General features: G+C 62.8%; 16 protein-coding genes. 7 read left to right on the forward strand and 9 right to left on the reverse strand.

All coding sequences use genetic code 11. The features are described from left to right. Window positions 1–1140 carry a UDP-N-acetylglucosamine 2-epimerase (non-hydrolyzing) gene (gene wecB / locus D1159_RS01965; protein ID WP_161844095.1) on the forward strand — a complete coding sequence of 380 codons (1140 nt, stop codon included), beginning with the start codon at window positions 1–3 and terminating at the stop codon, window positions 1138–1140. Window positions 1141–1226: 86 nt separating this feature from the next. Then, entirely contained in the window at window positions 1227–1994 is a 768-nt protein-coding gene (locus D1159_RS01970; RefSeq protein ID WP_161844009.1) for a hypothetical protein, read from the forward strand. Here D1159_RS01970 and D1159_RS01975 read toward each other — a convergent pair. The 3 genes from D1159_RS01975 to D1159_RS01985 all read right to left on the reverse strand — a co-directional run bounded on the left by D1159_RS01975 (window position 1974) and on the right by D1159_RS01985 (window position 3117). After that, window positions 1974–2279, reverse strand: coding sequence for a hypothetical protein (locus D1159_RS01975; protein ID WP_161844010.1), 306 nt, complete (start codon window positions 2277–2279; stop codon window positions 1974–1976). The two genes, D1159_RS01970 and D1159_RS01975, sit on opposite strands and share 21 nt — an antisense overlap. Further along, a complete protein-coding gene (locus tag D1159_RS01980; protein WP_161844011.1) occupies window positions 2272–2748 on the reverse strand; it encodes a hypothetical protein in 477 nt (158 codons plus the stop codon). Before D1159_RS01980 ends, D1159_RS01975 begins: the two co-directional genes overlap by 8 nt. 87 nt (window positions 2749–2835) lie before the next feature. Further along, window positions 2836–3117, reverse strand: a complete 282-nt coding sequence (locus D1159_RS01985) for a hypothetical protein (RefSeq protein WP_161844012.1) — start codon at window positions 3115–3117, stop codon at window positions 2836–2838. A 147-nt stretch (window positions 3118–3264) separates the two neighbouring features. Here D1159_RS01985 and D1159_RS01990 point away from each other — a divergent pair, with 147 nt between their 5' ends. Continuing rightward, complete coding sequence (locus D1159_RS01990; protein ID WP_161844013.1) at window positions 3265–3738, forward strand: metallophosphoesterase; 474 nt, start codon at window positions 3265–3267, stop codon at window positions 3736–3738. A gap of 3 nt (window positions 3739–3741) precedes the next feature. Beyond that, on the forward strand, window positions 3742–4509 hold the full coding sequence (locus tag D1159_RS01995) for a type III pantothenate kinase (protein ID WP_161844014.1): 768 nt from the start codon (window positions 3742–3744) through the stop codon (window positions 4507–4509). A 66-nt stretch (window positions 4510–4575) separates the two neighbouring features. On the opposite strand, the gene D1159_RS02000 is transcribed toward D1159_RS01995, so the two are convergent. Then, a complete protein-coding gene (locus D1159_RS02000; protein WP_161844015.1) occupies window positions 4576–5676 on the reverse strand; it encodes a PTS sugar transporter subunit IIC in 1101 nt (366 codons plus the stop codon). 287 nt (window positions 5677–5963) lie between these two features. Here D1159_RS02000 and D1159_RS02005 point away from each other — a divergent pair, with 287 nt between their 5' ends. Further along, window positions 5964–6608 carry a TetR/AcrR family transcriptional regulator gene (locus tag D1159_RS02005; RefSeq protein ID WP_243152051.1) on the forward strand — a complete coding sequence of 215 codons (645 nt, stop codon included), beginning with the start codon at window positions 5964–5966 and terminating at the stop codon, window positions 6606–6608. A gap of 77 nt (window positions 6609–6685) precedes the next feature. Here D1159_RS02005 and D1159_RS02010 read toward each other — a convergent pair whose 3' ends face one another. The 4 genes from D1159_RS02010 to D1159_RS02025 are packed head-to-tail and all read right to left on the reverse strand — an operon-like array spanning window position 6686 to window position 17527. Further along, window positions 6686–10468 (reverse strand): helicase-related protein, encoded by a 3783-nt coding sequence (locus D1159_RS02010; RefSeq protein WP_161844016.1) that lies wholly within the window; start codon window positions 10466–10468, stop codon window positions 6686–6688. After that, window positions 10458–13691 carry a DUF1156 domain-containing protein gene (locus D1159_RS02015; protein ID WP_161844017.1) on the reverse strand — a complete coding sequence of 1078 codons (3234 nt, stop codon included), beginning with the start codon at window positions 13689–13691 and terminating at the stop codon, window positions 10458–10460. Before D1159_RS02015 ends, D1159_RS02010 begins: the two co-directional genes overlap by 11 nt. A gap of 8 nt (window positions 13692–13699) precedes the next feature. Continuing rightward, on the reverse strand, window positions 13700–14278 hold the full coding sequence (locus tag D1159_RS02020) for a hypothetical protein (protein WP_161844018.1): 579 nt from the start codon (window positions 14276–14278) through the stop codon (window positions 13700–13702). Window positions 14279–14290: 12 nt separating this feature from the next. Continuing rightward, on the reverse strand, window positions 14291–17527 hold the full coding sequence (locus tag D1159_RS02025) for a DUF499 domain-containing protein (RefSeq protein ID WP_161844019.1): 3237 nt from the start codon (window positions 17525–17527) through the stop codon (window positions 14291–14293). A gap of 352 nt (window positions 17528–17879) precedes the next feature. Between D1159_RS02025 and D1159_RS02030 the strand changes: the two genes are divergently transcribed. Together D1159_RS02030 and D1159_RS02035 are read left to right on the forward strand one after the other, a co-directional pair. Further along, window positions 17880–18419: an SLOG family protein gene (locus D1159_RS02030; RefSeq protein WP_161844020.1), complete on the forward strand. Its 540-nt coding sequence runs from the start codon at window positions 17880–17882 to the stop codon at window positions 18417–18419. Between the two features lie 303 nt (window positions 18420–18722). Beyond that, a complete protein-coding gene (locus D1159_RS02035; protein ID WP_161844021.1) occupies window positions 18723–19538 on the forward strand; it encodes an alpha/beta hydrolase in 816 nt (271 codons plus the stop codon). Window positions 19539–19785: 247 nt separating this feature from the next. On the opposite strand, the gene D1159_RS02040 is transcribed toward D1159_RS02035, so the two are convergent. Further along, entirely contained in the window at window positions 19786–20931 is a 1146-nt protein-coding gene (locus D1159_RS02040; protein ID WP_161844022.1) for a DUF4317 domain-containing protein, read from the reverse strand. Between the last annotated feature and the right edge of the window lie 122 nt (window positions 20932–21053).

Raw genomic sequence — 21053 nt, forward strand, 5'->3', positions numbered from 1 at the left:
ATGACCCTATTCGGCACCCGGCCGGAGGCGGTGAAGATGGCCCCGCTGGTAAAAGAGCTTCAAAGCCGCCCGGCGCTGGAGGCCATCTGCTGCGTCACCGCCCAGCACCGGCAGATGCTGGACGCGGTACTGAACATCTTCCAAATCAAGCCGGATTTTGACCTGGATATTATGGAGCCCCGGCAGACGCTGTCCTCCATCACGACCAAATGCCTGCTGGGTATGGAGCGGGTCTTTGAGGAGACCAAGCCCGACCTGGTGCTGGTCCACGGAGACACTTCTACCACCTTCGCCGGGGCGCTGGCGGCTTTTTACCACCAGATTAAGGTGGGCCATGTGGAGGCGGGACTGCGTACCTGGGACAAGTACTCCCCCTGGCCGGAGGAGATGAACCGGCGCATGGTGGGGGATATCGCCGATCTGCATTTTGCCCCCACCGTCTCCAACTGGGCCAACCTGGCCCGAGAGGACATCCGCCAGGGGGTCTTCGTCACCGGCAACACGGTGATCGACGCCCTGAAGACCACGGTGCGGCCGGACTTCCGCTTTGCCACCGGCCTGCTCAACGAGCTGGACTACCAGAAGAAAAAGGTGATTCTGGTCACCTGCCACCGGCGGGAGAACTACGGAGCGCCCATGGCCCAGATTATGACCGCCCTGCGCCGCCTGACAGAGGACTTTGCCGACACGGAGCTGGTCTACCCGGTCCACCTCTCCCCCGTGGTGCGGGAGGCGGCGGAGCGGTATCTGTCCGGCCACCCCCGCATCCACCTGATCGGCCCGCTGGATGTGGAGGAGATGCACAACCTGATGGCCCGAGCTTATCTTATTATGACGGACTCGGGGGGCATTCAGGAGGAGGCCCCCGCCCTGGGCCGGCCGGTGCTTGTCCTGCGCAGAGAGACTGAGCGGCCCGAGGCTGTGGAGGCCGGCACCGTCAAGCTGGCCGGCGTGGAGGAGGGGGAGATCTACCGCCTGGGAGCCCAGCTGCTGGAAGACCCGGCGGCCTATGCGGCCATGGCCCATGCGGCCAACCCCTACGGGGACGGACAGGCGTGCCGCCGCATTGCCGACGCCATTGAGTGGCATTTCGGCCTGCGGGCGGCTCCGCCAAAGCCCTTTGGTCCGCCGGAGGAGTAATACAGGCGGGACGCCCTCAGCCCTGGCGCCTGTTTTTAAACGGACGCTGGCGGGATCCCCGCCCTTTTCCTGGAAGGAGCGGGCATATGGAACGAAGAAACCGAAATATTCTGGTGCTTCTCATCGCGCTGGTTATTGTGGCAGCGGCCTTTTCCAGCTTTGGTATGGAGTATTTCGCGGGAAATACGCCGGAAATCACCCTGCCGGAGATAACCCGCCCGGCGGGCCCGGAGGGCGAGGAACCGGGTCGGACAGACGGCGTCATCCGGGTAGAGGTAACGCCGGACACCGTGCAGGGGGTTGTTGAGACACTGGAGCGCCCAGCCAGCTACTATCAGGAGATCACCGTCACCTACGGGGCGGCGGGGGGAAGCCTTACCGCCAAACAGTGGGTGGACGGCGGGTGGAGCAGGACGGAGGCCGCTCTCCCCGGCGGAATGATCCGCCACACCATCGTGGGAGAGGGGATGGTCCACTACTGGTACGGGAACAGCCGTACCTGGGCCAGCGCCCCGGGGGACCAGCGCTCCCACGATCTGGAGGGGCCCCATATCCCCACCTATGAGGACATTTTGGACGTGGAAAAGGATCATATCACCAGGGCAGGCTATGAGGAGAAGGACGACATGGCCTGCGTATTCGCGGAGATCATCGACTCTGAGCTGGGCAGCGTGTCCCGGTATTGGGTCAGCGTGGATAACGGCCTTCTGGTGGCGGCGGAGCGGGCCCGGGGGGAGGAGCTGCTGCTCACCATGAGCGCCGCCGGGATCGAGCGGCCGGTGGCCGCGGGAACGGTCTTCGCCCTGCCGGACGGGACCCAGCTCCACGCGGTGTCAGTCCAGCCCCAGCAGTAGCAGCAGCCCCAACGTGATGACCAGCTCCATATCGTCCCCCTCAAGGAAGAGAAAGAGAAGGATGAGCAGCAGGAGAATATCCCCCCGGTCCAGCTTGAGCCGGCGGAGCAGGCCGGACAGCCCCTTTTCAAGGGCAGATACATCCGCCGGCGGGGGAGAGGGCGCTGGGCCTGGCGGCGGAGCCGGGCGGAAGCGGGGGCCTGGGTCCGGAGGCCGGAATGGGGGAGCGTCCTCCTCCAGGACGCGGGTACGGGCCCCCGCGTCGGTGATGTAGCGGTTATACATGGCCGTCGCCGCCCTCCTTTTTGAAAAGCGCAAAGGCCACCCGAATAACCCGGGAGAGCTTTGCAATTTTCACCGCTTTGTCCACATTGGCGTACCGCTCTTCCTTGACAAAGGGTTTTAGCGCGTTGAGCAGGGCGGTCTTCTGGCTGTCGGCGGCGTTGTACTCTGACAAGAGCCGCAGGGCCTTCTGCACCAGGGCCGGGTCCAGCTCTCCCAGCACGGACAAAGGATTATCTCCGCCGCCGGAGAGGGTGCCCAGCAGGCCCAGCAGGCTGTTCCAGTCGGTGCCGCCGGGGCTGGAGGGCGCCTCCTCCGGGGGCTGCACAGGCTCGTAGCCGCCGTCCGCCGGAGGCGGGGCCTGTTGTGGGACGGGCGCCTCTCCGGTGAGGGCCTGGGCGATGGAGACAATCTGCCCCATGGCCTCCGGGTCACTGAAAATCGCGTTGAGTTTTTCTTCTAATTCAGCCATGCCGCCCTCCTTTCCGGTGGATATCCGGTGCGTGAATTTAGCGTTTGGGACCTGTGGACAGGGTTTTGCGGCTGTGAATACAGGTGTTTACTTAGGAGCCTGCTTCTGGAGGCGGTTTACTACCGCGGCCCCCTCCTCGCTGCGCATGACCTGGTCCATCATGCCCTTGAGGGCGGAGGGGTCTCCGTTGGCGGCGGAGGCGGCGGCTTTTTGCAGGCCGTCCCCGCCGGCCTGTTCCAGCATGGACATCAGCTTCTGGGTGTCCGGAGAGCGGAGCAGGGCTTCCAGAGCGGCCCGGTTTTTCAGCAGGCCGGCGGCCTTGGGATCGTTCATCAGCTGATCCAGATTGTTGGGCGGAAGTTTCGGCATGGCAATTCCCTCCATAAAAGCAGGATATGAGACAAGATCCTGGAATATACGGCCTGTAGGCCGCTTCATTTTCAGTATATGCAGGAATGCGGAGAAGGTGCCCCGGCGGCGGGATTATACTGCCCGGGGCAGAGAGGGTGGAGAGATATGAAGCTATTGGTCTTTTCCGACTCCCATGGGGACGTGCGCCATATGGCACGGGCGGTGGAGCAGAACCGGCCGGACATGGTGCTCCATCTGGGGGATATAAACGGGGATTTGCAGGCGCTGCGCCGGAAGTTCCCCGAGCTGCCCATGGAGTGGGTATATGGCAACTGCGACGGTCGGCGCACTGATCTGCCGGAGGAGCGGGTACTGGAGGTGGCGGGGCAGAAAATTCTGATGATGCACGGCCACTCCCGCCGGGTGAAGATGGGGATTGGAGCGGCAGTGTGGGCCGCCAGAGAGGCTGGGGCGGACATCCTCCTCTTTGGCCATACCCATGAGCCTGTGTGCGAGTACGAGGCGGGTCTTTGGATTCTGAATCCGGGCACCATCCGGGGTGGCTGGAGCGGGGCTACCTACGGCGTACTCTCCTTGGAGGGGGAGGAGATCGGGTGCTGTCTGATGAAGGAGGAGTAAATTATGCTGCTGACGGTTGATATAGGAAATACAAACATGGTATTCGGCATCTTTGAAGGGGAGAGATTGGCAGGCAGCTTCCGGCTGCGGACAGAGGCCAATCAGACCTCGGATGAGATCGGCCTGTTGGTGTGGGGGTATTTTGAGCGCTTCGGCCTGGATGCTAGCGCGGTGGAGAACGTGGTTATCGCCTCAGTAGTGCCGCAGGTAATGTACTCGGTGAACAGCGCCATGGTGAAATACCTAGGCCGCCGGCCCCTGGTAGTGGACGACACGCTGGATCCCGGCCTGCCCTATGGGGTGGAGAGCGACGAGCGCCTGGGTCCGGACCGTGCCGTGGCCTGTGTGGGGGCGCTGGCCCGGTTTAGGGCGCCTCTCATTGTGCTGGACTTCGGCACCGCCACCACCCTGGATGCGGTGGATCGGCAGGGGCGGTATATCGGCGGGTGCATCACCGCCGGGGTGCGCGTTTCCATTGACGCCCTCTTCCAGCGGACCGCCATGCTGCCCCATGTGGAGCTGGCCAAGCCGGAAAAGGTGCTGGGCACCACCGCGGTAGGCCAGATCCAGGCCGGCGCGGTTATCGGCTATATGGGGGCCATGGAGCACCTCATCCGCCAGGCAAAAGAGGAGATGGGGGAGCCGGACGCCAAGGTGGTGGCTACCGGCGGTCTGGCCCGGATGGTGGCCGAGAGCAGTACCCTCATCGACGTGGTGGACAGCCACTTGGTTCTGGATGGCCTGCGTATTGTCTACAACCGCCAGAGATAAAAAATCCCGGCCGGGAGACGGAAACTGCCGTCTCCCGGCCGATTTTTCTAACCAGACCGGCGGAATCTATACCAATTTATAGTCGCCCGGCGCAATCCATCCCCGTCTGCGCATGAACTCAGAGGTCAGGAAGGAGATGACGGCGGGGAGCACCAGACAGATGAGGATAAGGCCCAGCCACTCCACAGCGCCGGGCGTAACGGCGGACATCCCCTGGGCCAGGGCGGCCTCCCCGGGGGTGAGCCAGCCGGTGACCACGCCGATGGGGCCCACCAGACCGCAGGTACCCATGCCGGCGGAGATAGGGGCGCTGTTCATGGTCATGCGGAAGACGCAGGTGGCAAGGGGGCCGGTGACTGCGGAGGCGAGAACAGGGGGGAGCCACAAAATGGGCTTTTTCAGCAGGTTGGGCACCAGCAGCATGGAGGTGCCCAAGCCGATGGAAGCCAGGCCGCCGGTCTTATTCTCCCGGTAAGAGCACACGGCGAAGCCCACCATATGGGCACAGCAGCCGGCTACCGCCGCGCCGCCGGCCAGCCCCACCAGGCCGAGAGCGGCGCAGATGGCAGCGGAGCTGATGGGCAGGGTGAGGATAATCCCCATAATAACGGATACCAAAACGCCCATGAGGAAGGGCTGCTGGTTGGTGGCCCACATAATAACGGTACCCAGAAGGGAGGCCAGCCGGCCGATAGAGGGGGCCAGGAAAGTGGCCAGCAGGACGCCGGTGAGGATGGTCACTGTGGGGGTAACCAACAGGTCCACCGGAGTGCGCTTGGAGACCAGCTTGCCGCAGAAGATAGCCGGCAGGCAGATGATGTAGACCGCCAGGGGTCCGCCGCCGCCCCCCAGGGCAGCGGCGGCATAACCTACTGTGGCCAGGGAGTAGAGGACATAGGGGGGGCACCCCATAGAAAAGCCGATGGCCATGGCCATCGCTGTGCCCTGTACTGCGGCGGTGTATGTGGCTGTCTCCAGCAGAAAGGCGCCTGCAGGGCCGGGGAGAAAGGTGCCCAGGGTTTTGATGATAGTGCCGATGAGCAGAGAGGCGAACAGGCCATGGGCCATACCGCCCAATCCCTGAATGACGATGCGGTGAAACGAGAACTCAATGTTCTGCTGCTGGAAATAAGAGTTGCCGCCTGTAGAGGCTGTTTGCTTTTCCATAGGACAATCCCCCTGATTGCGAGATGCGGTATTCCAAACTGCTCTCACGATTTTGAGTAATCATAGCACACCAGGACCCGTTTGGAAATGGTCAATATGCCCAAAGGATTTGCCCCCAAAGAGGGAGCGTCCGTGAGAAAATTCCAGGCTGCCGGACCGTCTGCCGGAGGGAATGGGAGAGCGGGAAAAATTGTGAAAAAATAAACCAAACTTCTTGTCAAGGAAAATGAAATGTAGTATTATTAGTTGAACTGTATAGACAAAAAATAAAAAGCAGAGGTGTGATAATGTTGAGTAAAAAACAGGCACTGACAGAATTTCACCGCGGGTCCATACTGGCGGCCGCTGAGCGGCTGTTTGCGGAGAAGGGGACGGAGAAGACGACCATGGACGATATCGCCCGGGAGTCGGAGTACAGCAAGGCCACACTGTATGTCTACTTTCAAAGCAAGGAGGAGATTGTCAACGCCATTTTGCTAAGCAGCATGGTACTGCTGCAAAAGAAGCTGGAGGAGGCTATCCGCAGCAATCCCAATTGGTTTCAGGCATACAACGGCGTGTGTGAGGCCATTATCCACTTTTACGGAGAAAACCCCGCCGCCTATGACACGGTAGCCCGGCAGACCGTCATGGAGGCGGAAGGGGGACAGGCAGACCAGAGCCTGAAGGAGATCCGGCAGGTGGGAGAGGCCACCAACGATCTGCTGGCGGATTTCCTCAAGCGGGGCGCGGCTGAGGGAGCGGTGCGTATTGAGCTGCCTCCGAAGGAGACGGTGCTGCTCTTCTGGGCCGGTCTGTTCGGCATGGTAAAAATGGCGGAGGGCCGGGAGAAATATCTCCAGGACACCCTGAACATTGAGAGGGAGGAATTTCTGCGCCATGGTGTGCGGATGCTGCTGGACTCCATTACCAAAGGCCGTATCATAGAGTAAAGATTGAGTGCAAAAAACATCCCTCCTGTCCGCTGGCAGGGGGGATGTAAAATTTTTTAACGCAGTCAGAGGCGGTTCTAAGGCGCGGGGGGAACGTCCCGGCTGAGGCGGCGGAGGACGGCCTCAGTTGTGAGGGGGGCGCCCCTGCGCTGAGAGAGGGAGGAGGCCGCGCGCCGGGCGCAGTCCAGGGCGCAGCGCAGGGGCAGGCCGTGGACGGGGACAGAGATGCTCCCGCTCTGCTCGCTGACGGGAAAGAGGAGTTTTGCCTGGACGCCGCTGAAGGCGGCCGGCAGGGGGAGATGGCGGATTTCGCCGGCGGTCTCTTCCAGATGGCGGAGGGCGTCCGAAAAGCGGAGGACACCCCGCTCCCACTCCTGTTGGAGGAGAGAGCAGGCTATGGTGTGAAGGAGGCGGTCCTCCAGCCGGGCGTACACCAGATTTTCCCCCTCCGCCTGCTCCGCCAGACGGACGTGGCCGGCGTACGGGGCGGCGAGGACGGCCAGCTGTTCCTCCGCCGCCGCAGCCTCCTCGTCAGAAATCACGCCGCCCGTTTCCAAGCAGAGGCCGTCCAGCTGAGAGAGCGCGGTGATCAGCCGCGTACCGCCCCGGACGGAAACCAAATAGCCCACGGTTTCTACTCCGCCGCTGTGGATGCAGATCCGGCGGACCGGGCCGTTTGGGGGCAGTTTTTCCGCTATAAGCGCCAGGAGCCGGTCCACGCCAGGGTTACCCCAGGTCAAAAAGGAGACGCGCTCGGTGATGGCATCCCGCTGGATGGTGCCCTCCAGGGCGGGACATTCCGGCGTCTCCGGCAGCCGCCACACCGGACCAGAACAGAAAGCCCCCAGACTCTGGAGATAAGGGGACTGGGTGAGCGCCGCCCAGAGGTCCTCCAGACAGGCGCTGGGGCGGTCCTGCGCGGCTTGGACCCGGTCTGTCTGGTACAGATTGTACTGGCTCTCCGGAGAGAGCTCCATGGCAGCCGCAGCGTCCCGCTGGCGCTGGAGGCGCTGAAGGGAGCGCCGGGCCAGAGTCTCCTCGTCCAAGGTGCCGTTCTGGAGCGCGCGGAACTCCCCGGCCTCCACTGGCAGTATGGAGATCTGCTGCTGGCCTACCACCAGATTGGCGGACTGAAGCCGGGCGAAAAGACGGCCGTAGACCGCCTCCTCCACACTGCCCAGATAGCACAGGTTGAGAACTTCGATACAGTCGTGCTTCTGCCCGATGCGGTCAATGCGGCCGATGCGCTGTTCCACCTTCACGGGATTCCAGCCCAGATCGAAGTTGATGAGCAGATCGGCAGTCTGCAAATTGAGTCCCTCGGCGGCGGCGTCAGTACACAGGAGCAGATCCACCTCTCCCTGGAGAAACAGGCGCTTGAGGGCCAGGTGGGAGACGGGCTGGTCCTTTTTCAGGGCGGGATCGTACCACTGGGCCTGGCTGCCGGCGTAGATGCCCGCCCGGAGATTGGGATCCCGGAGGAGCAGGTGGCGGCGGATGGAGATTGCCGTGTCCAGAAACCGGGTAAAAAGCACCGTCTGGCGCAGACGTCCGCCAGACCGGCGGCGATCCAGCTCCTCCAGCAGGGTCTGAATTTTGGAGGGGGTCTCCTGCATGGCTTGCAGCTGGGTGAGCATTTGGGTAAGCCGGCGGCGCTCCCACTCCAGGCCGGGCCTGCTCCGGTCCCTGAGCAGCAGCTCTACCGTTTGGGCGTCCAGATCGCTCTCGGCATAGTCGTCCTCTCTCAACAGATGCAATAGGGTGTTTGGCGCCCAATCCTCCTCCTGCGGCCTGGCGGCGTGGAGGGCGGCGTCCACCCGGCGCAGCCGCCGGGCCAAGGTCATCTGGACGGCATACAGGCTGGAGGCGAAGCGCAGCTGGAGAAAATTGAGGAGAAAGGCGATCCGCTGTCTGACCTGGGCGCCGTCCTGGGCGGCGCGGCGTTCCAACTGCTGGCAATAATCATTGAGCCGGGCGTAAAAACCGGCCTCCGCCGGGGTGAAGGAGACGGTGCGGAGGGGGCGCACACAGCGGCGGGCCAGCCTGCCCTTCAGCTCCCCCTTTTGACGGTAGAGCTCCAGAAGGGAGCGGGTGTGGCGCATCATCACCCGGGAGAGAGGGGAGGCGGCAAAAAGGGGCTGGGTCAGATAGGGGATGTCCCCCTGTTTGGGGGGCCGGTGGGGGAGCATCTCCAGGGCGGCGCGGTTTTTCCCGGTGACAAAGGTCCGGTTGAGCTCCTCCCACAAAAAGGGATCCAGGGCCTCCAGCTGGTGAAAGCTTTTGCCCAGCAGGGCCCACTGGTCCGGGGTGAGCTTCTCCCGGCGGACCAGCCGGTCCATCAACGAGAAATAGGCCGCGGTCAGGGTGGGATCGGCCTGGTAGGGCCCAGTGCGCCGGGTGAGGCAGAGGAGATCATAGACCTCAATGGGGTCGATCTGCATAGGGGTGGCGGTGGCCAGCCACATACTTTTGGCCTTGGGCCGGAGTGCGTCCCGGAAAACGGTGTACAGCCGTCCGTAGTCTGGAGCGGCAGAGGCGCCGTCCTGGGGATTGTGCCGGCGGGCGTAGTGGGCCTCGTCTGCCAGAACCACGTCGTAGTCTTCGGCGGCCTGGAGGGCCTGGATTCGTTCTTCCCGGCAGAGCAGAGCGGAGGAGACCAGATTCAGCGCCGGGCCCAGCAGGTTCTGATCGGAGGTCTCCCGCGGCTGGGGAAGGAGAAACTGGTGCTGGATCGCCCCGCCGGATTTGGGGGTGCTTTTGGCAAAGGGGAGCATGGCCTTCTGGGCCAGCTCCCGGTGCCACTGGCCGGTGAGGCCGGCAGGGGCGGCGATGAGCACGCGTTTCACCCGGCCGGACAGAACCAGACAGCGCAGGGCCAGGGCTGCCTCTACAGTCTTGCCCAGCCCCACCTCGTCGCACAGCAGATAGGAGCAGGGCCAGCGCTCCACCAGGCGGCGGATGACCGCCTCCTGGTGGGGCCAGGGGGCGACGGGGGCGGAGTACATCCCCAGCAGCCCGCCGCCGGGGAGCTTGGGCGCGTCCTGGAGGAGGGCGAAAGCCAGCAGTTCCTTTACGGTGGGCCGGATTTCCCGGCGGAAGGAGGTGCCGTCCACCTCCACCGGGCGGCGGCGCAGGGTTTTCAGGCTGACCAGCCGGCTGCGCACGGCCTGGGGAAGGGGAAGGATCGCCATATGAGGGAGCTCGTTGTCCCACAGCCGGCAGAAGTGCCGGTGGGCCAGCTCCACCCGCTGCCAGTCCCGGCCTCCCTCCCAGTCCCAGTGGAGGTCGATGTTTTCCGCGTTCAGGGTCAGGGCGGTTCGGGACTCGTTGAGGGAGCCGCTGCCGTAGAGGCGGTTGCCTTGGGCGTCCCCCATGAGAAACCACTTCTCGTGGACATAGCCCCCCTCTGGGTCGTCCAGCGTGAGAGGGCGGCCGGTTGCGGCGCTGCGCCGGAAGGCCACCCGGATCTCCAGCCGGCCGGCAGCTACCATCTGACACAGGAGGGAGACGCCGTTCTGTACGGCGTCCGGCCAGGCGTGGGGACGGTCCAGCGCCTCCATAAGCCGCTGGGCCAGGCGCTGACGGTCCCCGCGGAGCACGGCGGCCACGTCCCGGGGGTGGAGATCCGCGCCCACAATGAGGCGCATGGTCCCGCCGTGGCTGAAAAACGCGGTATACCCCTGGGAGGCGGCCGCCAGGGAAGAGGAGCGGAAGTAGCCCGCCACCCGGTCATAAGTAATTGCCCGGGACAGGGCGGGGAGATAAAAATCCCGAAGCACATCGGTGGGTTCCCCCTGAGCGTTGAGATCAGAGGAGCTGTAGCGCAGCTGCCAGGGGCAGCGGGTGAAGTCAGCCTCCATCCTGTCCTCGCTTTCGCTCTCTCAGGCCAAAGCAGATCTGCTGGGCCTCGGCGGACAGCTCCTTGTTGCCGCAGCACTTTTCCCAGACGGTGAGCAGGTCGGACAGCGTTTCCTCCTGGCCTCCGGCGTGGCGCTGCAAATAGGCCCGCGCTACCGGCATGTCGCCGTCCCGGAACGCCATGATTACCCCCTGCATAATATCCCAACCGCTCTGTGGGTGCTCCAGACGGCGGGGATTGCGCTCCTCCGGCAGGGCCAGACGCAGGCGGCTGCCCCGTTTAATCAGGGGCGCGTAATAGCCCTCGACATCGTCGTCCAGCCGGCGGCGGCCGGTGCGCTCGTCGTTGATGCCGATAATACGCCCCTCGTCCCGGTAGCCGCCGGGCTTGTGCTCCAGGCGGATATTGAGGGATTTGGACAGGCTCAGGGCGTCGTCATAAGGGAACCAGCGCGTGCCGTAGATGCCGAGCAGGGTGAGGGCGGCGCCGGCCTCGGGGGCCAGATCGTTGACAGTGAGCCGCCCCTGGGTGAGGCGGGTGATCTGGTGCTGATAGACCACAGTGCTGGCCTCCAGCATGGCCCGGGTGGGGGAGACGGGAGTATCCCCGTCCAGAACGGGCCAGTGCTCGGACAGGACCTTCAGGGCGCTGCCGTAGCTGGCCACCATCTCGTCCACAGGGTTGAGACGCAGGGGCTCGAAGTCGTGCAGGCTCCGGCGCACCGCCTGGCGCAGCTGGGGCAGTACGCCCGCGCCGCCGAAGCCGTTCCACAGGGCGGGGGCGCCGTCTCTTGGCTCCCGCTTGCGGCAGGCCAGGAAAATGGAGCTGGCGGCTGCCGCCATGTCCTTCTGGTGGAGGGATCCGCCGGACTCGGAGTCCACCGGGAAGGAGGAGGAAATTACCCAGCCGTTTTCTATCAGCGCCTGGGTGAGGGTCTCCCACGCGGCCTGGGTTTTGTGGGTGAACATGACGGTGAGAATGCCGTCGTCCCGCAACACCCGGCGGCACTCGGCAAAGATCTCGCTCATGCGCTGCTCATAGGCCTGGCTGGCCTCCTGTGCGCCCCCATCCCGGGCGGGATTGGCCACGGCCTCGTCGGCTTTGTTGGTGAGCCGCCGGCCGAAGAGCTGGGGGTACAGGGCGCGGAAAGTGCGCTTTTGCCAAACGTAGAAGTAGTCAGACAGCTCCGCATACTGGACGTTATTGTAATAAGGGGGATCCATGCAGATCACATCCACGCTTTGATCCGGCAGGCTCAGATTAGCGGCGGAGCCGTTGAGCACGGTGACGGCTTTGGACGCGTTGGGTCCCAGCAGGCGGCAGATGCCCTCATAGGCGTCCAGCACCTGATCCCGGCCCCAGGCCAGGGCGCTGTTGGGGCCGGTATAGATCAGCTCGCCAAAGGTCCACTTGAGAGAGAAGTCGTGCCGGCCAAAAGAGCCCACCATGGCGCCCCGGGAGTAGTGCCAGCGGGTCTGCCGGCTGTTGTAGTCGATGCACTTGTCAACCATGTACTGGAGGTAGGTGAGGATGGCGGCGCCCTTCTCTTGACCATGGGCCTCCAGAATGGCGGGGGTCATGCGGCGCAGGGTCTCCATGGCGGTGAGGTGGCCCAGAAGCTGCCGGGGGGTAAAGAAGTCATGCCAGCGGCGGGCGCCGGCGTGGAGGGGCTCCGCCGTCTTGTGTCCGGCGGGGATGGTCTCTGTGGGGATGAGGTCCATGTCCAGCCACCGGTCCCAGTTGGCGTCTAGAGCGGCCTGGGCCCGGTTTACCGCCTCGTAGTCGGCGGCGGTGGGGGCGCGGAAGAAGGTGACCTTCTCCGTGCGCACCTCCCCCTTGCGGGGGCCGGAGGTATAGGTCATCACAGCGCCGTTTTTGTCCCGCTTGGGCTGCTCCCGCACGGCGGCGACGCAGTAGAGCAGATCGCTCCACGCGCCGTACTGGGACTGCCCGCAGGCCTGGCGCTTGATCTCATCGCCGGAGATGGCCTGCCCGCAGTGCAGGCAGGTGCCCACACCGCCCTTGACGGTGCCCCGTTCCGGGTCCTCCCCCTGGGGGCCTTTTCCGCCGCGCAGGCGGACGGGGACAAAGCGGACCTGCCTGCGGCCGGGGAGACCGGTAATCTCCGGCTGTACCATCCAGCCGTCCGCCCGCTTTTGCAGGGCGAAGGAGTTGAGCAGGGGGGCCCGCTCCCCGCAGCTGGGGCAGGTGACGGTGCGGCAGTAGAGCAGGCCCCGCTGGTCGTACTCCGGCCGGTCAAACTGGTCAAAAAGGGTCTGTGAGCCGCCGCACTGGACCAGCAGGCGGTCCCGATCCGGCCCGGAGGGGGGCTCGAAGTGGTAGTAGGGGGCCATAATCTCGGCTACAGCGTCCGCCAGAAGTGTCCCGTAGCGCTCCAGAAGGGGATAGAGGTCCCTGCCGTACCGAGCGGGGTACTGGATGGTGGCCATTTCAATGACGCTGGCCACCGGGTTGAGGTCGTTGGAGATGACCTTGCAGCCCAGGCGGGCGGCCTCAAAGGGGATGGAGCCTCCGCCGGCGGTGGGGTCCAGCACGGTGATGTGGGGGAAGGCGGCGGGGACGGGGCTCTCATAGGCGCGGCCGTAGGCGTAAAGATCCTCCGGGTCGATCTGAATGGCCCGGCCCAGCAGCTGAGTGACCTTCCCGCTCTGGGCAAAGGCGATGCGCTCATTGATGTGGGCGGGGTCGGCGGCGACGGATACCACGGGGATAGGGGCCTGCGGCTCCAGCGCGGCGGCAGGGAGGGGAGAATTTTCCTCATACCACCGCCGGAGGACAGGATCCTGTTCCAGCTCCGGGTCCCCGTCGGCCAGGCGGCGGAGACAGACACGGACCTTCTCCCGCCGGGCGGCTTCGTTTTGCAGCGCCTTTTGCAGGGCGGGGGAGGGGGGAAGTGCTTCTGTGCCGCCCTCCCGCTGGATGAGGGCCAGATTTTTTCCGGTGAGGGTCCAGCGGACGCCGCCCAGGACGGCCTGCTTTTTCACCAGACCCAAATCCTGCAAAAAGAGCTCTGGGTCGGTGTCCCCGGGGAGAATGCTGCCCAGCACCGCCGCCCGGCTGGGAGTGAGAGGCCGGCGGGCCCACCAGACGTGGAGAAAATAGAGGGGCGGCAGGGCAGAACTGGCCCCCCGCTCCCGCTTGGTCTCCGCCCCCACCTGCTGGCAGGGGAAGGATCCCTCAATCAGTGTTGTCTTGTATCCCATGGCGCACCTCATTTCCTCAGCCGTTCCAGCAGCCGGCGCACTTCCGCTGCGTCCTTCTGCTGCCCGGCCAGCATCAGCCGCAGGCCGGATTTCGCCCACTCAATGCCCCGCCGGCCGTATAGGCTTTCCATGCTGACCTTGCTGAGCCAGTACATGGTTTCCTCACGGCTGAAGCGCTCAATCCGCCAGGCCATAAGCTCAATGCGCTCCGCGCTGCGCACCTGGGGGTGGAGCTTGAAGAGCAGGGCCAGCTTCGCGCCGGTGATCTCGTCCAGTGGGATTTGCCCCCGGTAGACAATGCGGCCGTCCAGCAGCTCTTGGAGATTCAGGGGCCGTCCGGCGTCATCGGCGGCGTGGCTCATCATAAGGCAGATGGCCCGCCGGCAGGCGCGCAGGGCGCCGTTGTAGATCCGCCCGTATTCATACAGTTTTGTGGTGTTGCGGGGGGTGGGGCGGCGCTCGCAGATCTCCAGCACCGGCCCGGTAAATTCCTTCCGGTCGGAGACACGCAGAATCCAGCTGGCCTTTTTCAGCATGGGGCCCATGGCCTCCACCACATAGCGCTGCCGGCTGTTCAGCTCGTCCATTGGACAGCCTCCTTATCTGTTTAATTCTCTGATCAACCCGCAGCCGTCGTCCGGGTTGGTAATGATGAGGTCGGCGTCGGTATCCGGAGTGGCGGCGGCGGCATCGCTGACGGCCTGAAACAGGTCGTCAAGGAGCTTGATATCCCCGGGGGCGGCGTTGCTCAGGGCAATGCGCAGGGTTCCTCCGCCGGGAAGGCGGAGATCCGAGATATCCAGGCTGTCGATGGTGCTGGTGGCGCCGCCCCGGATATATAAACTGGCCAGCCGGCGCAGCAGGGGGACCAGCCTGCGGGCACCGTCGCCCCCGCTGAGCCGGAACGTCCGGCTCTGGGGATCCAGCCAGCCCCGCTGGCTCTGCTCCGACAGGGTAATGAGCACATCGCCGGGCTGGGGATCGTAGGAGAAGGCGGCAAATCCGTTGAGGATAGCGTCAGGCCGCTCCGTCTGATCGGGGGTGCCCTGGTACAGGGCGTAGCCGGGGGTCTGGATGAGCTCCCGGATATTGTCCTTGATCTGCTGCTCCGGGACGCCAGCCAGCTGGAACTGGACGGTGTCAATCAGGCTGCCCACCGCGGCCGTGCCGGAGGTGTGCATGACATCGGATAGGACGGTTTTGATCCGCTCATTTGGAATCTGTCCGCTCTCCCCCCACCCCCGCCGCCGGGCGCCGGCGGCGGTCATAAGGGAGTACCCGCCGGACAGGAGGCTGCTGCCGAGGGGAAGCGGGTTTTGCTGGCTGTAAAACACGCTGGGCAAGGTGTCGGCGGGGTCGCCGGACATCTGATAGGCCACCCAGACGCCGCTGTCCACCCCCTCCCGGAGGAGTGCTTCCAAAGTATCTTTGCCGGGGAGCATGGGCCAGCTGCGGTAGCAGAAGAAGGAGGACAGGAGCTGGGCGGCGGGGATCTTGTCACCGGCCTTAAAAAAGTAGTTGTCCCGCAGCTGGCCCAGCATCGCGGCGCCCAGCCGTCCGCCGGAGGGCACAAGGTCGCCGCTGTCTCCCATAATCTGCAATACCTGATTGAACAGAGCCACATCGCCGTCGGCCACAGCCCGGAGCTCCTTGTGGCTCAGGCCCCCGGCGGCAGGGTAGTAGAGGTCGGTGTACAGCTCATATACGCTGGTGGTCAGGCCCATGTGCCGGTCCGCGTCCCGGCTGACAAAGTCGGGGTCGTTCAGCTTGGCGGGGGCAATCCCGTAGGCTTGGGGATTCTCTTTCAGGGTGTCAATGGCCAACACCTGGCGGGCGATGGTCTCAACCCGCTCCCGGATCTCCGTGGTGCGGGCGCTGTCCGCCCCCAATTCCAGCTGCTGGTTGGGGCGGGGATCCCTGACCTTGACTGTTTTGGGCGCCAGGAGAATGACCAGATTCTGGTGCTCCCGGGGGCGGCCGCCCCCCCGCTGGAGGATGAGTTCCATGGGGTCGATCTCCTGGGCGTCGGGGGCGATGACGGCGAGGGTGGGCCGCTCCTGGTGGTCAGGGATGTCCTCGGGATAGCGCACGCCGGCCTCCACCCGGAAGGCGGAGACATTGCGCAGCAGCCCCTGGGCTACGGTACACAGCTTCTGCTTCACCCGGCGCTCGTCAATGGTCTGGCGGATCATGGCCAGGACGCTGTTGATGGTGGGATCCAGATGGGCGTAGTAGGTTCCGTCCTCATAGCGCAGGTAGAAAGCGCTCTCGGCGATCTCGTCCAGAGCGGTGCGCACCTGGGAGGGAGTGAGCGCGGGGGTGGCGGTCTGGAAGACGGCGTCCTGCTGAGAGACGCCGAATATCTTGGAGGAGCGCCCCTCCGCCCGGCCCACAAGACTGTTCAAAAAGACCACCTTCCAGGTCTTTTCGTACAGGGGCAGGCCGTCGGGATGGGGGTTGCGCTGGTCGGCGCGCTGGGCGTTGCTCAGGCCGCTGCGCAGGCTGTGGGAGTCGGCGCTGCCCACATCGGCGTTTAACACCTGGCGCAGGTCGGCGCTGGCGGTGCGGCCCAGCAGCTCGTTGACGATGGCGTTGTTGTGCAGATCGATGTCGCTGACGTGGATGAGGGGGACAGGTACGCGCCGGTTCCAGATGCTGCGCACCGTCATGGCCAGCACCCGCAGCACCCCCCGGGTGCCCTGGAAATATTCCGCCTGGGCCAGCTTATTGTTGAGAAAGTCGATTAAAGTGGGGTGGAAGGGGTAATTGGCGGCCATACGGCTGTGGAAACGGGGGTTGGCGGCCTCCTCCGGCAGGGCGGCGGAGTTGCGCCGGTACAGGGCGGCGTATTCCTCCGCAGCGGACTGAGCCGCCTTGGGATCAACGGAGTCAAACAGGCGCTTGGCCAGTACGGAGGCGATCTCGCTGGCCTGGACGGGGGTGACGGCGGTGGCGTCGCGCATCACCACGCTGGTCACGCCCCGGACGGCCTGCTCCGCCAGGGCGGCGGCGTCGTCCTGGTGGATGTCCCCAGCGCCGATCTGGTTGAGCAGCTGGGTGAGATGCTCTGTATGGCGGGAGAAGGCGTCCGCCGCTCCGGCCAGAGTGACAATGAGAACGACACCGGTGTGCTGCTTGGCGTAGCCGTTGAGGGACATAAGAAAGGCGGCCAGCTGGTCCGCCCCCTGATCGGGGACGGCCACCTCCAGCCGGGCGGCGTATTGGGCCAGCTCGTCCAGCATGATAAGGACCTTTCTGCCCCCCAGAACGGTGTCCAAAAAGTGCTTTCCGGGGGCGGCAAAGGACTCCGCCTGGGCCTTTACCTGGCGATAGAGGGCCTCTCCGCCGATCTGATAGGCCAGCTCTCCCCACAAGGTATAGGGGATCAGCCGGTCTCCCTGGGTGCGGCTGACGGGAATCTCATCCCCGGCGATGCCGGCTACAACGATACTTCCGGGGGCAGGCAGGTACTGTGCTGGAAGAATGTCCTGCGTCACGCCGGCCAGCTCCGTGCCCCGGCTGGCGATGTGGACGCAGGCGATGAGACAGTGGGTTTTGCCGCCGCCGAAGGCGGTCTCCAGACGGTAGATGGAGGGGGCGGCGGCGTCGCCGGCCAGCCGCCGGAACACGCTGGATACCGTCTGCTGCAGGCCCTGGGTAGGGTAGGTAGCGACGCGGAAGAATTCCTCCGCGTCGGTATAAATAGAGTCAATATTGCCGGGGACGCCCCGATAATGCTGGATCACAGGGCCCAGGGCCGCAGTAAAGACCTCTGGGTTAAAGGTGCCTTGCAAAATACTTCCACGAGGCGCACAGCTGTCCAAAACAGATTCCATTTTCCGTTCTCCTCTCTGTCTCTGTATCACCCCGGCACAGCCCTGAAACCCACGCCTGCCCATGGGACGGCCAACGTCTGATACACTGCTTCTAAAAAGGGCAGATCAAACTATAGTATAACAAAAAGGCGGCGGCGGTTCAACGATTTTCTGCCCTGGGGACACGTCCGTCTCATAAATCCCTGAATTTCTTATTGTTGGCGCCTCTTGATAGGACAAGGACAGAGCACACAGACGCCCTGGCTTTGAGAAGGACTGAAAAAACGTATGTTCGACAAAGCGTTGACATCCGGTTTTGGATATACTACAATAAGAGCGTACAGAGAATTCGACGGAGAGGAGCGGGCCGCCTATGGAGCCAACCAAGACCTGCTGTTTTACCGGACACCGGCCGGAGAAGCTGCCCTGGCGGCGGGATGAGGAGGACCCCCGCTGCCTGTCCCTGAAGGCCCGGATCGTCCGCGCCCTGGAGGATGCCTATGAGGCGGGCTACCGGCATTTTGTCTGCGGCATGGCCCGGGGCGCGGACTTTTACTTCTGCGAGGCGGCGCTGGCGCTCCGCGCCCGGTTGGGCGGGGTCACGGTGGAGGCGGCTATCCCCTGTGAGGAGCAGGCCGCCCGCTGGCCGGAGGAGGACCGGGAGCGGTATTTCAAGCTGGTGGGCCAGTGCGACTTTGAGACCATGGTCCAGCGCAGCTATGACCGGGGCTGTATGCTCCGCCGCAACCGCTATATGGTGGACCGGTCCTCACGGCTCATCGCCGTGTACGACGGGATGATGCTGGGGGGAACCATGTATACCCTGACCTATGCCATGAAGCAGCGGCTGGAGGTGGTGATTTTGGACCCCACAGAGGAGGGCAGGAGCAGAAAGCCCTTCTCCGCCGGCTAGCCGGGCCTTGTTTGAGAAATGGCACAATACCCGGCGGCGAGAGATTTTTTCGCCGGACAAAGTCTGGGGTTAGGCCTTGTTTGAAAAATGTCGAAACGCCCAAACGGCGGCTCTTTTTCCGCCATACTTTGCCGATTTTCCTTGAAATACATCCAGTATTCCTGCGTCAAATCGGCTTTGTCGTCCCTCTTACCTTTTGTGTTGCCGGCTCATAACTCCGGCAATTTTACGGATTGCCGATTGAAGTTCTAAATGAGCCATGATATAGTTTCATTAAGATTTTCAGCGGAGGGAGGTAGGAAAATGCTTGAAAAAACATATATAACACTATTAGGTACGATTCATTATTGGATTCATATGATTGATACTGATATTGCAACATTGGTGTTTTTGCCAGGGTTGACAGCAGACCATCGATTATTTGAAAAACAAATAGAATATTTCCAAGGTAAATACAACGTTTTTGTTTGGGACGCGCCTGCTCACGCAGCTTCGTGGCCATTTCAGTTTGACTTTGATCTTTTTGATAAGGTAAAGTGGTTAAATGGAATTTTTAAACAGGAAAACATAACAAGACCTGTTATTGTAGGGCAATCCATGGGCGGTTATGTCGGGCAGACCTACGCCGAATTATATCCTGAGAATCTAAAAGGATTTGTTTCTATTGATTCGGCTCCATTGCAGAGAAAGTATGTAACCGGAATGGAACTTTGGTTATTAAAGCGAATGGAACCTGTTTACTTTTATTATCCCTGGAAATCCCTGTTAAAGTCTGGGACAAACGGAGTTGCGGTGTCAGAATACGGAAGAAAGCTAATGTATGAAATCATGATGGTATATGATGGAGACAAAAAGAGATATTCCCAGATAGCGGGTCATGGGTTCAAAATTCTTGCAAATGCCATGGAGGCGAATTTGCCGTATGAAATCAAATGTCCTGCATTGCTGATCTGTGGGGAACAGGATCACGCCGGTTCATGTATTCGGTATAATAAGGCATGGCACAAAAATACAGGTATTCCACTGGAATGGATTAAGGGCGCCGGACACAATTCAAACACCGATAAGCCGGAAATCGTTAATCGGCTAATTGAAAGAGTAGTCAAGCAAATACAATAACAGACGGTCAAATTTATATCTGTTGTATAGAGAATCGTTTATTTTGGCACTTCGACGAAGGCTTTTGAAAATCAATCATTAGCAACACAAAAGGTAAAAGGGATGCTTTGTCTGACGAAAAAATATCTCGCCGCTGAGCATATTGCCATTTTTCAAACAAGGCCTAGATGATAAGCGCCCCCGGGCGGGAGATGCGCGGCCGTTTTGCCGGCCTGCGCTCCGTCCGGGGGCGCTTTTTTGCAGGGACTCAGGAATCGGAGCCGGGGGTGATGTGGATGTCCACGCCGTTGACCTGGACGGCCTCGTCAGCGCGGATAAGGATGTACTTGGCGCCGTCGATGATCCGGGTGGTTACCAGCTCCCCCCGCTCAGAGTTGACATGGATGACCACATCGGGGGTGCGCAGCTCCGTCTGCTTGGTGTCTACCAGATTTTTGGGGCTCAGGCTGGCGTCCTGGCCGAATTCCGCGTCGTACCGGGCCTCAAAGCCATCGGCGCGGTCGCCGGAGACGCCGCAGGCGTCCAGCACCTGCCGGACGGTGTCCTTGGAGATGACCAGGGGAGCCTCTTCCTTCAGCTCCTTGTGGACCTGAATCAGCCCGCACAGCTGATCCTGGACGGACTGGACCACCTGGAGGCTGCACTCCTCCCCCAGACTGTCCGCCAGAATGGACTGAAAGGTCTCCTTCTGCTCCGCCGGAGGCATGGGGGCGGGAACATGAAAGACCGCGTCCACAAATTCCCGGTGGCTCTGGGCGGTGTCCCGGGAGTAGAAGAGGGCGCCGTAGAGATCGGCGGCGCGGCTGTTGAAAGCGGGGAAGAGGAAGCCCAGCTCCGGCGGGGAGACCATCCAATCCACCTTCAGGTGGCCGAACTGGTTCTCGTGGGCCCGAAAGCTGAGGGCGGGCCGGGTCAGCTTCACAGGGCAGACGGAGCAGAGGAGATAGGTATAGACCTGATCCCCGGCGTCATCCCCGTCCAGGGCGCTGGCGGAGCGGCGGGGGACGTCGTAGACGTCCCGGACCAGGAGGATGAGGTAGTTCCCCTCCAGATCCAGGGTGCGGACGGCCGTCTGGAAAAAGGCCTGCACCGCTTCCTCGTCCTGAAGGGCGGAGTCGCGCAGGGCGGAGAGGAGCCGGTGCTCCGGGCTGTCCGCCACCTGCTGGGTGGAGAATTCAATGTCGGTGAGGTTTTTCCCCAGCCCGCCGGACAGGGTCCGCCGCAGGGTGGCCAGGATCATCTCCCCCTCCTCCTGGCTCATCATGCCCAAGGACTGGTCAAACTGGGAGACAATCTCCTGCTTTTCGTTGACACAGCATCCCCGGATGTGGGTGATGCCGCTCTTGTCCGGCTTGAAGCGCCGGCGCAGTTCGGAAATTTCCTTTTCGTTCATAGCGTCCTCTCTATTCTGCCGGTTTGAGGCGATAGATATTAGGCCTTGTTTGAAAAATGTCAAAACGCCCAAACAGCGGTTCTTTTTCCGCTGTACTGCGTTAAAAATGCTTGCAATACACA

The sequence above is a fragment of the Pseudoflavonifractor sp. 524-17 genome (assembly GCF_009935845.1).
Taxonomy (GTDB): Bacteria; Bacillota; Clostridia; order Oscillospirales; family Oscillospiraceae; genus Pseudoflavonifractor_A.

What these genes read in the sequence shown, in the direction of transcription:
- wecB (WP_161844095.1), top strand. Translation starts at nt 1, where the DNA reads ATGACCCTATTCGGCACCCGGCCGGAGGCGGTGAAGATGGCCCCGCTG.
- D1159_RS01970 (WP_161844009.1), top strand. Translation starts at nt 1,227, where the DNA reads ATGGAACGAAGAAACCGAAATATTCTGGTGCTTCTCATCGCGCTGGTT.
- D1159_RS01975 (WP_161844010.1), bottom strand. Translation starts at nt 2,279, where the DNA reads ATGTATAACCGCTACATCACCGACGCGGGGGCCCGTACCCGCGTCCTG.
- D1159_RS01980 (WP_161844011.1), bottom strand. Translation starts at nt 2,748, where the DNA reads ATGGCTGAATTAGAAGAAAAACTCAACGCGATTTTCAGTGACCCGGAG.
- D1159_RS01985 (WP_161844012.1), bottom strand. Translation starts at nt 3,117, where the DNA reads ATGCCGAAACTTCCGCCCAACAATCTGGATCAGCTGATGAACGATCCC.
- D1159_RS01990 (WP_161844013.1), top strand. Translation starts at nt 3,265, where the DNA reads ATGAAGCTATTGGTCTTTTCCGACTCCCATGGGGACGTGCGCCATATG.
- D1159_RS01995 (WP_161844014.1), top strand. Translation starts at nt 3,742, where the DNA reads ATGCTGCTGACGGTTGATATAGGAAATACAAACATGGTATTCGGCATC.
- D1159_RS02000 (WP_161844015.1), bottom strand. Translation starts at nt 5,676, where the DNA reads ATGGAAAAGCAAACAGCCTCTACAGGCGGCAACTCTTATTTCCAGCAG.
- D1159_RS02005 (WP_243152051.1), top strand. Translation starts at nt 5,964, where the DNA reads ATGTTGAGTAAAAAACAGGCACTGACAGAATTTCACCGCGGGTCCATA.
- D1159_RS02010 (WP_161844016.1), bottom strand. Translation starts at nt 10,468, where the DNA reads ATGGAGGCTGACTTCACCCGCTGCCCCTGGCAGCTGCGCTACAGCTCC.
- D1159_RS02015 (WP_161844017.1), bottom strand. Translation starts at nt 13,691, where the DNA reads ATGGGATACAAGACAACACTGATTGAGGGATCCTTCCCCTGCCAGCAG.
- D1159_RS02020 (WP_161844018.1), bottom strand. Translation starts at nt 14,278, where the DNA reads ATGGACGAGCTGAACAGCCGGCAGCGCTATGTGGTGGAGGCCATGGGC.
- D1159_RS02025 (WP_161844019.1), bottom strand. Translation starts at nt 17,527, where the DNA reads ATGGAATCTGTTTTGGACAGCTGTGCGCCTCGTGGAAGTATTTTGCAA.
- D1159_RS02030 (WP_161844020.1), top strand. Translation starts at nt 17,880, where the DNA reads ATGGAGCCAACCAAGACCTGCTGTTTTACCGGACACCGGCCGGAGAAG.
- D1159_RS02035 (WP_161844021.1), top strand. Translation starts at nt 18,723, where the DNA reads ATGCTTGAAAAAACATATATAACACTATTAGGTACGATTCATTATTGG.
- D1159_RS02040 (WP_161844022.1), bottom strand. Translation starts at nt 20,931, where the DNA reads ATGAACGAAAAGGAAATTTCCGAACTGCGCCGGCGCTTCAAGCCGGAC.